This window comes from Mesorhizobium sp. P160187 (assembly GCF_057766425.1).
Map to the genome: position 1 here is coordinate 1,317,935 of NZ_JBYMDX010000004.1, position 13,134 is coordinate 1,331,068.

Sequence of the window (13,134 nt, forward strand, 5' to 3'; positions counted from 1 at the left end):
CGGCACCCCTTCTGCGACGTTGGAAATTGCCGAAAACCTCTGCGCAGGCCCCGGCAGGGCAATGAGGGGCGGCGCCATGCTTTCCAGGAAATTACTTCGCCTCACTGCCATAACCGCGGCCACCTGTGCCGGAGTTCTGGCGGCAGGAGCCGTTACCCTGTGGGAACTCGACCGCGCTTTTCCGCCGCCGCTGCCCGGAAGGCTCACCGTCTCCACCGAGGTCCAGGACCGCGACGGCCAGCTGTTGCGCGCCTTCGCCACGCCGGACGGTTACTGGCGGCTCGACACTCATCTCGACCAGGTCGACAAGCAGTTCGTCGACATGCTGGTCACCTATGAAGACAAGCGCTTCTGGGACCATGATGGCGTCGATGTGCTGGCGCTGGCGCGCGCCGCCGGCCAGTTCGCCACCAGCGGCCATATCGTCTCCGGCGGCTCGACCCTGTCGATGCAGCTTGCCCGGCTGATCGAGCCACGCGAAAACCGCAGCCTCGGCTCGAAGATCAAGCAGATGCTGCGTGCCATCCAGATCGAGCGGCGGCTGTCTAAGCAGGAGATCCTCGAACGCTATTTGACGCTGGCGCCTTATGGCGGCAATCTCGAAGGCGTGCGCGCCGCGTCACTCGCCTATTTCGGCAAGGAGCCGAAGCGGCTGACGGTCTCGGAAGCCGCCCTGCTGGTTGCGCTGCCGCAATTGCCGGAAAAGCGCCGGCCCGACCGCAATCTCACCATCGCTCATGCAGCCCGCGACCGCGTGCTGACCCGCATGGTATCAGCTGACCTGCTTGGCGAGCGCGAGGCCGCGCGCGCAGCGCTCGATGATGTCTCGGGCTTGCGCCGCAAACTGCCGGCACTGGCGCCACATGCCGCCTATGCCATGCTGCCCAAGGCCGTACCCGGCAAGCCATTGCAGCTGACGATCCGCAAAAGCGTCCAGCAAGGGCTGGAACAGGTGGCGCGCGATGCCGCGATCAAGCTTGGCCCGCGCCTGTCGGTCGCCATGGTGATGGCGGACGCGCGCACCGGCGACATTCTTGGCGAAGTCGGCTCGGCCGATTTCTTCGACGCCAGCCGCTCCGGCTGGATCGACATGACCAAGATCGTGCGTTCGCCCGGTTCGACGCTGAAGCCGTTCATCTATGGCCTCGCCTTCGAGCAAGGGCTGGTGGCGCAGGAAATGCTGATCGAGGACAGTCCGGTCGATTTCGGCGGCTACCGGCCAAAGAATTTCGACATGGGCTATCAGGGGGATGTCTCGATCCGCCAGGCGCTGCAGCTGTCGCTCAACGTTCCGGCGATCCGCGTGCTCGACTCGGTCGGCCCGGCACGGCTGATGGCGCGCTTCCGCCAGGCCGGCGTCAGCCCGGTGCTACCGGTCAACGAGGCGCCGGGCCTCGCCATCGGCCTCGGAGGCGTCGGCGTAACGCTGCGCGATCTCGTCCAGCTCTATACCGGCCTCGCCAATGGCGGCAAGGCAAACACGCTGCATGACGGCACCGAGCCGGCCAACCACGAGCGCGCCACCGCCACCATCCTCGACGCCCAGGCGAACTGGCAGATCACCGACATATTGTCGGGCGTAAAGCCGCCTGAGGGCGCCTTGCAGCGCGGCATCGCCTACAAGACCGGCACGTCCTACGGCTATCGCGATGCCTGGTCGGTCGGCTTCGACGGCCGCTACGTGCTGGGTGTGTGGGTCGGCCGCGCCGATGCCGGTGCGGTGCCCGGCCTGTCCGGCTATGTCTCGGCCGCCCCCATCCTGTTCGAGGGCTTCGTCCGTTCAGGCCTCACCGCCGTCCCGTTGCCCAGCCAGCCGGCCGGCGTCGTCAAGGCCAGGCGCGAAGACCTGCCGGTGACATTGGCGCGCTTCGGCGCCGGCGCCGACGGACTGGTGCAGGCAGGCCCGACGGAACCGGCGCCAACGATCATTTTCCCGCCCAACGGCGCCCGCGTCGATCTCGCCACCAATTCCGCCGAGGCCTCGCCGCTGGTGCTGAAACTGCAAGGCGGCCGCGCGCCGTTCCGCTGGCTGGCCAATGGCAAGCCGCTCGTCGGCATCGACCGCCGCCGCACCGCGACCTGGCTGCCCGACGGCGCCGGCTATTCGACGCTCACCGTCATCGACGCCGTGGGACGCGCGGCAAGCGTGAAGGTGTTCGTTGAATAGATGGCGCCAAGCGATTCAGGGGATTGGGCTTCTTCGCCCGAGACCCGGCGCGAGGCACCCCCCTCTGGCCTGCCGGCCAATGGCCGGCAGGCCAGAGGGGGGTGTGCCGAAGCGCTTGCATCGAGGATTGGCCTTAGCCCTATCCATGTTCGTTTCGACTTGCTCCCCCGCCTCCGCCGATCCCCTGCCCGCCGGCTTTGTCCGCCTGGCCGATGTCGATCCCTCGATCCGCCAGGACATCCGCTATGCCGGCCTGGAAAATTTCCTGCATCGCAAGGCCGATGGCTACGACGCCCCAGTCTGCATCCTCACGAAGCAAGCTGCGCAAACGCTGTCCGGCGTGCAGAAAGCGCTCGCCGCCGACGGCCTGACGCTGGTCGTCTTCGACTGCTACCGCCCGGCCCGCGCCGTTGCCGACATGGGCAAATGGACCAGAGAGGGCGGCCCGCCCGATCCGCAATGGTACCCTCAGGTGCAGCGCGGCGACCTCATCGCCAAGGGCTATATCGGCGAATTGTCCACCCATTCGCGCGGCTCGACCGTCGATGTCGCCATCGCCCGCAGCGACGGCAAGAACAAGTCATCCGCCGCTTGCGGCGCGGCCGGCGCCGGCACGCTCGACTTCGGCACCAGCTTCGACTGTTTCGACCCGGCGAGCGAAACCGCCCATCGCCCATTGGCGGCAGAAGCAGCGGCAAACCGCAAAAAGCTGCTCGACGCCATGCGCGCCGGCGGCTTCAAGAATTATGCGCGCGAGTGGTGGCACTACACGCTTCGGGATGAGCCGTTTCCAAAACTGCGCTTCGATTTTCCCATCACTGCGGGCTGAACCGCCCGGTGCTACAGCGAGCCTTCCCTCGCTCGGCCTTGCTTCTGCGCTGTCAGCTCCTAGATAGCGTCAAACCGGCCGGATTCGGGTTAGACCAATATGAGGAAAATATTTCCTTCCGAAACCCAATATCGGCGAAAATTTCCTTCGAGCGGACAAAAAATGCAACGTTGAATGCATCTAATTTCTATCAATTCGATAGAGTTCAGCCGTCATCAACGGAGGCGGGAATGACCAAACCTCATTTCAAGAAACTGCTCGGCGCACTGGTCGCCACATCGATCCAGTTCGGCACGCTCGGTTTCGCGTTTGCCGATACGACCATTCTGAACGTGTCCTACGACCCGACACGCGAACTCTACAAGGCCTATGACGAAGCCTTCGTCGCACACTGGAAGGCCGAGACCGGCGAGACGGTCACCATCCAGCAATCGCATGGCGGCTCCGGCGCCCAGGCCCGCGCCGTGATCGACGGCCTCGATGCCGATGTGGTGACGCTGGCGCTCGAAGGCGACATCAACGCCATCGTCACCAAGTCGAAGAAGATCAATCCGGACTGGCGCAAGAAATTCGAAAACAATTCGGCGCCTTACACCTCGACCATCATCTTCCTGGTCCGCAAGGGCAACCCGAAGGGCATCCACGACTGGAGCGATCTGGTCAAGGACGGCGTCCAGGTGATCACGCCGAACCCCAAGACCTCCGGCGGTGCGCGCTGGAACTACCTTGCCGCCTGGGCCTATGCCAACGCCAATGATGGCGGCGACGAAGCCAAGAACAAGGAATTCGTCGGCAAGCTCTACGCCAATGCTCCGGTGCTCGACACCGGTGCACGCGGCTCGACGGTCACCTTCGCGCAAAAGGGCATCGGCGACGTGCTGATCGGCTGGGAAAACGACGCCTATCTGGCGCTCAATGAATTCGGAGCCGACAATTTCGAGATCGTCTATCCCCCGACCTCGATCCTGGCCGAGCCGCCGGTGGCGATCGTCGACGCCAATGTCGATGCCAAGGGCACCCGCAAGGTCGCCGAAGCCTATCTCGGCTGGCTCTATTCCAAGGAAGCCCAGACGATCATCGCCAAGAACCACTATCGTCCGGCCAAGCCCGAGCTGGTGGATGCGGCTGACATTCCGAAGACGCCCGAAATCAAGCTGATCTCCATCGACGATCCGCTTTTTGGCGGCTGGAAGAAGGCACAGCCTTATCATTTCGGCGATGGTGGTATATTCGACCAGATCTACAAGCCGGCCCAGTAGGATTTAGATCAGGACGACATGACCATAGCACCCGCCAAGGCGGGGTGGCGATTCAGACAGCCGAGTGTCATTCCGGGTTTCGGATTGACGCTCGGCTTCTCGCTTGCCTACCTCACGCTCATCATCCTCATCCCCCTGTCGGGCCTGATCTGGCGCTCGGCAGCCCTCGGCTGGACCGATTTCTGGGCGATCGCCACCGACCGCCGGACCATCAACGCACTCGAAATCAGCTTCGGCACAGCCTTCATCGCAGCCGCCGTCAACGTCGTCTTCGGCACGCTCGTCGCCTGGGTGCTGGTGCGCTACCGCTTCCCCGGCCGCCGCGTCGTCGACGCCATGGTCGACCTGCCCTTCGCGCTGCCGACGGCAGTGGCCGGTATCGCGCTGACCACTCTTTATGCGCCCAATGGCTGGATCGGCCATCTCCTGGCGCCGCTCGGCATCAAGGTCGCCTACACGCCGCTCGGCATTGTCGTGGCGCTTGTCTTCATCGGCCTGCCGTTTGTCGTGCGCACGGTGCAGCCGATCATGGAGGAGATCGACAAGGAAGTGGAGGAAGCCGCCGCGACGCTCGGCGCCAACCGCTTCCAGATCATCACCCGCATCCTGTTTCCCGGCCTGGCGCCGGCCATCATCACCGGCTTCTCACTCGCCTTCGCGCGCGGCGTCGGCGAATACGGCTCGGTCATCTTCATCGCCGGCAACCTTCCCTACAAGTCGGAGATCGCACCGCTTCTGATCGTCATCCGGCTCGAGGAGTACAATTATCCGGCGGCCACCGCGATCGCGGCTATCATGCTTTTGCTGTCGTTCGTGATGCTGCTGGTCATCAACCTGGCGCAGTCATGGAGTCGCAAGCGCTATGGCTGACCCCGAGATCAAATCCTACGAACCGCATCACGAGAGCCGGTCGGCGGCGGTGACCGAAAGCCGGCCGGTGCGGCTGCTGCTGATGGCGGTGGCCTTCGCCTTCCTCGCCATCTTCCTGCTGCTGCCGCTGATCATCGTCTTCCACGAGGCGCTGGCGAAAGGCATTGGCGCCTACACGGAATCGCTCTCCAATCCCGATACGCGCTCGGCGATCCGGCTGACGCTGCTGGTGGCGGTGATCGCCGTGCCGCTCAACGTCGTCTTCGGCATTTCGGCTGCCTGGGCGATCGCCAAGTTCGAGTTCAAGGGCAAGGCTTTTCTAACCACGCTGATCGACCTGCCCTTCTCGGTCTCGCCGGTCATTTCCGGCCTGGTCTATGTGCTTTTGTTTGGCGCTCAGGGACTGTTCGGTGAATGGCTGAAGGCGCACGGCATCCAGATCCTGTTCGCCGTGCCCGGCATCGTGCTCGCGACCATCTTCGTCACCTTCCCCTTCGTTGCCCGCGAACTGATCCCGCTGATGCAGGAACAGGGCAACGGCGACGAGGAAGCCGCGCTCTCTCTGGGCGCCAATGGCTGGCAGACCTTCTGGTACGTGACGCTGCCCAACGTCAAATGGGGATTGCTCTACGGCGTGCTTCTGTGCAACGCCCGCTCGATGGGCGAATTCGGCGCGGTCTCGGTCGTGTCGGGCCACATACGCGGGCTGACCAACACCATGCCGTTGCATGTCGAAATCCTCTACAACGAGTACAACGCCGTCGGCGCTTTTGCCGTCGCTTCGCTGCTTGCCGGCCTGGCGCTGGTCACGCTGGTCTTGAAAACACTTCTCGAGATGCGCTACGGCGCCGAGATCGCCGCGACGCGCGGGCACTGACTAAATGCATATCGCCCAAGACTGGGAACCGGTTTTGGGACAACGACATGCACCAAATTACTGAGGGATCTACATGGAAGTTCGCGTTGCCAACGTACGCAAGGAGTTTGACCGGTTTCCGGCCCTCCATGACGTATCGCTTGACATCAAGTCGGGTGAGCTGATCGCGCTGCTTGGGCCATCCGGCTCCGGCAAGACGACGCTGCTGAGGCTTATCGCCGGCCTGGAGCGGCCGACGCGCGGAAAGATCTTCTTCGGCGACGAGGACGCCTCGCACCGCTCGATCCAGGAGCGCAATGTCGGCTTCGTCTTCCAGCACTATGCGCTCTTCCGGCACATGACGGTCGCCGACAATATCGGCTTCGGCCTCAAGGTGCGGCATGGACCGTCGCGACCACCGGCGGCCGAAATCCGCCGACGCGCCTCCGAACTGCTCGATCTCGTTCAGCTTTCCGGCCTGGAAAAGCGCTATCCGGCGCAACTTTCCGGTGGCCAGCGCCAGCGCGTGGCGCTGGCGCGCGCCATGGCCATCGAGCCCAAGGTGCTGTTGCTCGACGAGCCGTTCGGCGCGCTCGATGCGCAGGTGCGCCGGGAACTCCGCCGCTGGCTGCGCGAGATCCATGACCGTACCGGCCACACCACCGTCTTCGTCACCCACGACCAGGAAGAGGCGCTCGAGCTTGCCGACCGCGTCGTGGTGATGAGCCAGGGCCGCATCGAGCAGGTCGGCTCCGCCGACGAGATCTACGACACGCCGAACTCGCCCTTCGTCTACTCCTTCATCGGCGAATCGAGCATGCTGCCGGTCAAGGTTGAGAATGGCGAGATCTGGCTCGCCGACCGTCCGATCGGCGTGTCGGCGCCGCACGCACCCGAGGGCGATGGGACGCTGTATTTCCGCCCGCACGATATCGAACTGCTCGACGGCTGCAGCGGCTGCATCGCCGGCACGGTCGCCGCCAGCCGCCGCGTCGCCGGCACAAGACGCGTCGAACTGGAAATCGGCGGCGAGCGCCAGCGCGTCGAGATCGAACTGCCTGTGGACCATCCTGCGGCGCAGAAGAGCCGGGTGGCGTTCAGGCCAAGGCGCTGGAAGCTTTTCCCGGCGGCATAGACATCGATCCGGCGCTACTCCAGCCAGTTCTCGACCGTCAGGCCCTTGATCCGACGGAACTCAGCGGTGTTGGCCGTCACCAGTGTCGTCCCCAACACACAGGCATGGGCAGCAATGAAAAGATCATTGTGGCCGATTGGCTGGCCTCTGGCCTCCAGCTCGGCACGAAGTGCTCCGTATTCGTTATCCATCGGCACATCGAGCGGCAACACAGGAACCTCGGCGAGCAATTCCTCCACCTTGGCGAGCAGCTTGGCCGATCTCTTGCGGGCGCAGCCATAACGCAGCTCCGAGGCGACAACGATGCTGGTGCACAGGGCACCGTCTCCCGCGCGAACCGCCGCACTGGCAGCCTTGCCGGCAGGGTTTCGGATCATGTCGCTGAGAATGTTGGTGTCCAGCATGAACCGCATCAAAAGATATCCTCAGGCCCCACGGGCGCATCATGGATCTCGGGAAAGTCGTCTTCAGGACCAAGCGGCGGCTCTTTCGCCCATTGGGTGAGCAAGGCGGTGAGGCCTGGTTGACGGACCGGCTCGATGATCAGCCGGTCGCCATCGCGGCTGATCAGGACTTTTTCGCCGGGAAGCTCGAACTCGACGGGAATGCGCACCGCCTGGCTGCGGTTGTTGCGGAAGAGCTTCGCCTCTCTCGGCGGCGTTGAATGGCGGTGTTGCGGCATCACGATGCATTCTTGTATATGCCAAATGTATATGCCCCAACGACAAGATGCAATCATTCTGCATGGCGTTGGAAGGAAATCCTACCAATCGGCTGTTTCGGCAACGCTTTTTCTCATCGTCGAATGGCGAACCCGGCGCGCATGTCTGGCCGCGCTGGACATGGTCCTATTATGCTGGCGCATTATATCGATGCATAGACAAACGGCCTTCTCAAGGAGCTCCTTTTCATGAAGCGATTTTTCCTCAGCGTAGCCGCCGCCGGCCTGATCCTCGCCTCTTCGCCGGCCTGGTCGGCCGACAAATTGCTCAACGCTTCCTATGATGTCGGCCGCGAATTGTTCGCCCAGGTGAACAAGGCTTTCGTCGCCGGCCATCCGGGCGTCACCGTCGACCAGTCGCACGCCGGCACCTCGGCGCAGGCGCGCGCCATTGCCGAAGGCCTCGGCGCCGATGTCGTCACCTTTAACCAGGTCACCGACATCGACTTTCTGGTCAAGAAAGGCCTCGTCGCCGCCGACTGGCAGAAGGATTTCCCCGACAACGCCTCGCCCTTCTATTCGCTCCCATCCTTTCTCGTCCGCGCGGGCAACCCCAAGCACATCAAGGACTGGAACGACCTCGTGCGCGACGACGTGCAGGTGATCTTCCCCAACCCCAAGACCTCGGGCAATGCGCGCTACACCTATCTGGCCGCAACCGCCTACGCCAAGGAAGCCTTCAAGGGCGACGACGCCAAGGTGAAGGAGTTCGTCACCAAGCTGTTCAACAACGTGCCGATCTTCGACACCGGCGGGCGCGCCGCCACCACCACCTTCGTGCAGCGCGAGATCGGCGACGTGCTGATCACCTTCGAGTCGGAAACGCGCGGCATTCGCAAGGAGTATGGCAACGACAAGTTCGAACAGGTCACGCCAACGGTCAGCTTGCTCGCCGAATTCCCGGTGGCGATCGTCGACAAGGTCGCCGACGAGCACGGCAGCCGTGACCTCGCCAAGACCTATCTCGACTTCCTCTACACGCCCGAGGGCCAGACCATCGCGGCTGAAAATGGCCTGCGCGCCCGCAACGCTGAAGTCGCGGCAAAATACAAGGCCGACTTCCCCGATGTCCGCCTGCTGACGGTGGAAGACGTCTTCGGCGGCTGGGACAAGGTACAGAAGGAGCACTTCGCCGCCGGCGGTCTGCTCGACCAGACCTATGGCAGCCGCTGATATCAGCAGCGTTCGACCTCACCTCACAAGAAAGCCGGCGCTTTGCCGGCTTTTTCGTTTTCGCGCGCCGACAAACGGCTTTCATGCGGAATCTGTCGCGGTGAAAAACGTTACAAAGAATCAACGCCTTTGTGCCTAACGTCTCAACCGGGCGGCTTGTTCTACGCGAAACCGGGTTGTTCAGGCGAAACGTCATGATTTGCACACAAACAACCGCCAGATGCGGGTGGTTGGGGTTTTCATGAACTGAAGCGGGCATGCTTACCAAAAAAGGCAAATACGGCCTCAAGGCCCTCGTGCATCTTTCCGGCCTGCCGGTCGGCCAGCTTGCATTCGTCAACGACATCGCGATCGCCAACAACATCCCGAAGAAATTCCTGGATGCCATTCTGGGCGAGCTGCGCAATGCCGGTTTCGTCCTCAGTCGCAAGGGCAAGGAAGGCGGTTATCGCCTCGCCCGGCCGGCTTCCGAAATCAAGATCGGCCACGTCGTGCGCGTGCTGGACGGCCCGCTCGCTCCCATACCCTGCGCCAGCCGCACGCAATACCAGCGCTGCGAGGATTGCGACGAGGCGACCTGCCAAGTCCGGCACATGATGCTGGAAGTGCGCCAGGCGATCGCCGAAGTGCTGGACAATCGCAGCCTCGCCGCCATGCGCGACGCCGACAATGATGATTTTCCGGTCGAGCTGACATCGCAGATCTAAATTAGAGCATGGTCCCGAAAAGTGCGAACCGGTTTTCGGACAAGATCATGCTGAAATGAGAGTCCTCAGACCAGGCCGAGCTTGCCGGCCAGGCCGACGCGCTGGATTTTGCCGGTGGGACCCTTGGGTATCTCCTGGAGAAACAGGATGTGGCGCGGCACCTTGAACTCGACGATCCGGCTGCGCGCGAAATCACGAATCTGCTCGGCATCGGCGGTGGCGCCCTCGGCCAGCACGATGGCCGCACCCACCTCTTCGCCGAGCATGGCGTGCGGCACGGCGAAGGTCACCGCCTGCGCCACCAGCGGATGATCGAGCAGCACATTGTCGACCTCGAGCGGCGAGATCTTTTCGCCGCCGCGATTGATGATCTCCTTCAGCCGCCCGGTGATCTTCAGATCGCCATCCTCGTCGATGAGGCCCTGGTCGCCGGTGCGGAACCAGCCATCGCTGAAGGCAGCTTCATTGGCCACCGGATTGTCGAGATAGCCATCATGGATGTTGGCGCCGCGCACCGCGATCTCGCCCTTTTCACCCGCCGGCAGGATCGTCCCCTTGTCGTCCAGGATCGTCACCTGCGGACCCGCAGGCAGGCCGACCGAGCCTGGCTTGCGGCGTGCCGGCGGCAGGCCGTTGGATGTCATCTGGTGCGCCGCCTCGGTCATGCCATAGGCCTCGACCACCGGACAGCCGAAGACGCGCTCGAGGTCGCGGAACACGGTGTCGGGAAGCGCTGCCGAAGACGAGCGGATGAAGCGCAGCCGCGCAGCCGCGATGGTTTCGCCATTGCGGGCGGCGCGCGCCAGGATCGCCTGATGCATGGTCGGCACCGCGCTGTACCAGCTCGGCCGGAAATCGCCCAGCCAGCCGTAGAATTTGAGCGGGTTGAAGCCCGGCGTGCAGACAACAGCGCCGCCGACTGCCAGCTGTGCGCTGAGCGCCGCCATCAGCCCGTGAATGTGGAACAGCGGCATCACGTTGAGACACATATCGTTTGCCGACAGCGCCAGGGTGCTGGCGATGTTGGCCATCGATGCCTGCAGATTGCGCTGCCGCAAGCCGACGATCTTCGGTCGCGCCGTGGTTCCCGATGTGTGCAGGACAAGCGCGAAATCGTCGGGTCCGTTGAACTGCATATCGTCGAGGCGAGCCTCGCTGGCAGCCTCCACCTCGGCGTCGCCCGCCAGCAGAAACTCGCCGGCCTTGGCGCCGTCAGTCACGACGACGTCGAGCACCGCAATGCCGAGCCCCTTTGCGGCGTTGCGCGCGGCATCGCCCATGCCTTGTCCGCACAGCAGCAGCTTCACATCGAGATCGCCGAGATAGAAGCGGAATTCGTCTTCGCCGTAAGCCGGATTGAGCGGCGCCGCCGTCGCCAACGCCGAGACCGCCAGGAAACAGGCCGCCATTTCCGGGCCGTTGGGCAAGACGATGCCGACGGCCGTGCCGCGGGCAACGCCACGCCTGGCGAGATCGCCGCAGAGCTTGTCGACAAGATTGGCGAGGCCGGCAAAGCTCAGGGACGGCCGGTCCGGCGCCATCAGCGCCACCGCAGCCGGCCGCCAGGGCGCCAGTTGGGGAAGTGCTACCGATAGGGCCTGTTTCAAGTTCGAACCCTGAATGGCGTTCACCATGGCCTTGCCGGCGCCGATTGCGCGCCCGTGGCAGACGCAGTAAAGCGATTTCCGGACGCACGCAAGAACAGGTGGACACCGATCGGATGAGGCTGCCGTGGTTGGGAAAATCCCGGAAAGCCGACCGGACACCATCTTCCGCCGTCATTTATCATACGGAAATCATCGCCGACATCCTGGTGCCCGAACGCGCCGAGCATGTCCGCTTCTTCAGCCGCAAGCAGGTCCGCGCCGGCAAGTTGCGCACCTTCAACAACAGGGATTTCCGCGAGCTGCTGCTGGCCGCCTTCTATCTCGGGGTCGCGGCATTGCTGCCGGTCAATTGGTGGGCCGCGATCTGCAGCCGCGTATCGGGGCTGCGCCTCAAGCGCCATATCCGCAAGGATTTCGTGCGCTACGCCGCCGCGACGCGCGCCGTGCTCGGCAATGGCATCGATGCGCAAAGGCAGTTCAGGGCCTTGCTCTGCGCCAACCACCGCCGGCGTTTGCTGCTTGCCGCGCATCTCATCGGCCGCCGCTGGTCACCTGATATCCGGCTGGAGGGCCTGGAAGGCCTGCAAGCGGCGCTGAAGCGCGGCCACGGCGCTATCATCTGGTGCGATCAGTTCACGGCACAGACCATCATCGGCAAACGCGCTCTCCATGAGGCCGGTATCGAGACACACCAGCTCAGCGTCAGGGCTCACGGCATATCCGATTCGACCTTCGGCTTGCGCTTCCTGAACCCGCCGATGGTTCGGGTCGAGAACCGTTTCCTGAAAAGCCGGATCGTGTTCGACCGTAGCGACGCCTACCAGGTCACCGGCCGGATCCAGAAGATCCTTGGCAACAACGGCGTCGTATTGGTGACCAACACCGTGCATGCCGGCTCGACATTCACCGAAGTCGGCCTTGGCGAGAGCGGCTGGACTCACCTCGCCTCGGCGCCGACGAATTTCGCTGCCAGAGGCAAGGCGGCGCTGTTTTCCATGTCGACCTTCGAGACCGATCCGTTCCGCCAATACCGCGCCGTCCTAAGTCCCGAACTGGTGCCGGCCCCGGCAGAGGCCGGCGAGCGCGCGGCCAGAGCCGGCGCCAAGAACATGGCGCTGCAGGCCGAGTACATATTGCTCAAGCGCGACCGCTTGCTGGAGGCGCTGAAACTCTGTCCCGAGCAAATGATGGTCTGGTCCGGCGCCGACCGGTTCACCGAACGGCCGGAAACCGCCTTGCCCGACGAGGGTGGTTCATGATTTTGCGCCGGCCAGCAGGCTGGCAACGGCGGTGACGATCTCAGCCACTGGAAGTGTGGCGTCGGCCGTCAGCGCCCGCTCGTCGGCGCCAGGCGGTTCAAGGATGGCGAACTGGCTTTCGACCAGGCTTGCCGGCATGAAATGCCCCTTGCGGCTGGCGACACGCTGCTTGGCGGTAGCGGGATCGATCTCCAGATAGATGAAAACGATATCCCGGCGGAAGCTGCGCAGACGATCGCGGTAGCTGCGCTTCAGCGCCGAGCAGGCGGCAACCACGATTTGGCCGCCGCCGGTCAGGTCGGCGATCCGCTCGCCGATGGCATCGAGCCAGCCCTCACGCAGTTGATCGGTGAGCGGCTCACCGCTCGCCATGCGGGCGACGTTTTCGGGCGGGTGCAGCCTGTCGCCTTCGACAAAGACGGCCCCTTCCTCTGCTGCCAATGCCTTGCCGACAGCCGACTTTCCGCAGCCGGCGACGCCCATCACCACAATGGCCCGAGGCACTGAGCCGGTAGCGCCCATTGGCGGCTGTGCCGTCTCTTCGTCCACGG

General features: G+C 63.8%; 13 protein-coding genes. 9 read left to right on the forward strand and 4 right to left on the reverse strand.

Translation table 11 applies throughout. From position 1 onward, the window contains the following. The first annotated feature begins 76 nt into the window (after positions 1-76). From pbpC to AC3CCE_RS23415, 6 genes are all read left to right on the forward strand, one after another. Positions 77-2,167, forward strand: a complete 2,091-nt coding sequence (gene pbpC / locus AC3CCE_RS23390) for a penicillin-binding protein 1C (RefSeq protein ID WP_352627142.1) — start codon at positions 77-79, stop codon at positions 2,165-2,167. A gap of 145 nt (positions 2,168-2,312) precedes the next feature. Beyond that, a complete protein-coding gene (locus AC3CCE_RS23395) occupies positions 2,313-2,996 on the forward strand; it encodes a M15 family metallopeptidase (protein ID WP_023833933.1) in 684 nt (227 codons plus the stop codon). A 230-nt stretch (positions 2,997-3,226) separates the two neighbouring features. Continuing rightward, positions 3,227-4,255: a sulfate ABC transporter substrate-binding protein gene (locus tag AC3CCE_RS23400; protein ID WP_023673082.1), complete on the forward strand. Its 1,029-nt coding sequence runs from the start codon at positions 3,227-3,229 to the stop codon at positions 4,253-4,255. A gap of 18 nt (positions 4,256-4,273) precedes the next feature. Then, positions 4,274-5,125 carry a sulfate ABC transporter permease subunit CysT gene (gene cysT, locus AC3CCE_RS23405; RefSeq protein WP_023687973.1) on the forward strand — a complete coding sequence of 284 codons (852 nt, stop codon included), beginning with the start codon at positions 4,274-4,276 and terminating at the stop codon, positions 5,123-5,125. Then, positions 5,118-6,002, forward strand: coding sequence for a sulfate ABC transporter permease subunit CysW (cysW, locus tag AC3CCE_RS23410; RefSeq protein WP_023690809.1), 885 nt, complete (start codon positions 5,118-5,120; stop codon positions 6,000-6,002). The genes cysT and cysW overlap by 8 nt, the downstream gene beginning before the upstream one ends. A gap of 73 nt (positions 6,003-6,075) precedes the next feature. Further along, a complete protein-coding gene (locus AC3CCE_RS23415; protein WP_352627133.1) occupies positions 6,076-7,116 on the forward strand; it encodes a sulfate/molybdate ABC transporter ATP-binding protein in 1,041 nt (346 codons plus the stop codon). Positions 7,117-7,130: 14 nt separating this feature from the next. Here AC3CCE_RS23415 and AC3CCE_RS23420 read toward each other — a convergent pair whose 3' ends face one another. Both AC3CCE_RS23420 and AC3CCE_RS23425 read right to left on the reverse strand, forming a co-directional pair. Then, on the reverse strand, positions 7,131-7,529 hold the full coding sequence (locus AC3CCE_RS23420) for a type II toxin-antitoxin system VapC family toxin (RefSeq protein WP_023673078.1): 399 nt from the start codon (positions 7,527-7,529) through the stop codon (positions 7,131-7,133). Further along, complete coding sequence (locus tag AC3CCE_RS23425) at positions 7,529-7,798, reverse strand: antitoxin (RefSeq protein WP_352627139.1); 270 nt, start codon at positions 7,796-7,798, stop codon at positions 7,529-7,531. Before AC3CCE_RS23425 ends, AC3CCE_RS23420 begins: the two co-directional genes overlap by 1 nt. Before the next feature lie 228 nt (positions 7,799-8,026). Here AC3CCE_RS23425 and AC3CCE_RS23430 point away from each other — a divergent pair, with 228 nt between their 5' ends. After that, positions 8,027-9,010 (forward strand): sulfate ABC transporter substrate-binding protein, encoded by a 984-nt coding sequence (locus tag AC3CCE_RS23430; RefSeq protein WP_027050666.1) that lies wholly within the window; start codon positions 8,027-8,029, stop codon positions 9,008-9,010. Between the two features lie 257 nt (positions 9,011-9,267). Beyond that, a complete protein-coding gene (locus AC3CCE_RS23435) occupies positions 9,268-9,717 on the forward strand; it encodes an RrF2 family transcriptional regulator (RefSeq protein WP_023673075.1) in 450 nt (149 codons plus the stop codon). Positions 9,718-9,782: 65 nt separating this feature from the next. Here AC3CCE_RS23435 and AC3CCE_RS23440 read toward each other — a convergent pair whose 3' ends face one another. Next, the gene (locus tag AC3CCE_RS23440; RefSeq protein ID WP_050587033.1) at positions 9,783-11,324 is read right to left on the reverse strand and encodes an acyl--CoA ligase; all 1,542 of its coding nucleotides are present in this window, start codon (positions 11,322-11,324) and stop codon (positions 9,783-9,785) included. Between the two features lie 113 nt (positions 11,325-11,437). On the opposite strand from AC3CCE_RS23440, the gene AC3CCE_RS23445 reads away from it, so the two are divergent. Continuing rightward, entirely contained in the window at positions 11,438-12,583 is a 1,146-nt protein-coding gene (locus tag AC3CCE_RS23445; protein ID WP_352513507.1) for a hypothetical protein, read from the forward strand. On the opposite strand, the gene AC3CCE_RS23450 is transcribed toward AC3CCE_RS23445, so the two are convergent. After that, positions 12,578-13,132, reverse strand: a complete 555-nt coding sequence (locus AC3CCE_RS23450) for a gluconokinase (RefSeq protein WP_352513506.1) — start codon at positions 13,130-13,132, stop codon at positions 12,578-12,580. The two genes, AC3CCE_RS23445 and AC3CCE_RS23450, sit on opposite strands and share 6 nt — an antisense overlap. Positions 13,133-13,134 lie beyond the last annotated feature (2 nt).

Bases quoted from the DNA above. Each gene is read 5' to 3' on its own strand.
- pbpC (WP_352627142.1), top strand. From the start codon at position 77: ATGCTTTCCAGGAAATTACTTCGCCTCACTGCCATAACCGCGGCCACC.
- AC3CCE_RS23395 (WP_023833933.1), top strand. From the start codon at position 2,313: ATGTTCGTTTCGACTTGCTCCCCCGCCTCCGCCGATCCCCTGCCCGCC.
- AC3CCE_RS23400 (WP_023673082.1), top strand. From the start codon at position 3,227: ATGACCAAACCTCATTTCAAGAAACTGCTCGGCGCACTGGTCGCCACA.
- cysT (WP_023687973.1), top strand. From the start codon at position 4,274: ATGACCATAGCACCCGCCAAGGCGGGGTGGCGATTCAGACAGCCGAGT.
- cysW (WP_023690809.1), top strand. From the start codon at position 5,118: ATGGCTGACCCCGAGATCAAATCCTACGAACCGCATCACGAGAGCCGG.
- AC3CCE_RS23415 (WP_352627133.1), top strand. From the start codon at position 6,076: ATGGAAGTTCGCGTTGCCAACGTACGCAAGGAGTTTGACCGGTTTCCG.
- AC3CCE_RS23420 (WP_023673078.1), bottom strand. From the start codon at position 7,529: ATGCGGTTCATGCTGGACACCAACATTCTCAGCGACATGATCCGAAAC.
- AC3CCE_RS23425 (WP_352627139.1), bottom strand. From the start codon at position 7,798: ATGCCGCAACACCGCCATTCAACGCCGCCGAGAGAGGCGAAGCTCTTC.
- AC3CCE_RS23430 (WP_027050666.1), top strand. From the start codon at position 8,027: ATGAAGCGATTTTTCCTCAGCGTAGCCGCCGCCGGCCTGATCCTCGCC.
- AC3CCE_RS23435 (WP_023673075.1), top strand. From the start codon at position 9,268: ATGCTTACCAAAAAAGGCAAATACGGCCTCAAGGCCCTCGTGCATCTT.
- AC3CCE_RS23445 (WP_352513507.1), top strand. From the start codon at position 11,438: ATGAGGCTGCCGTGGTTGGGAAAATCCCGGAAAGCCGACCGGACACCA.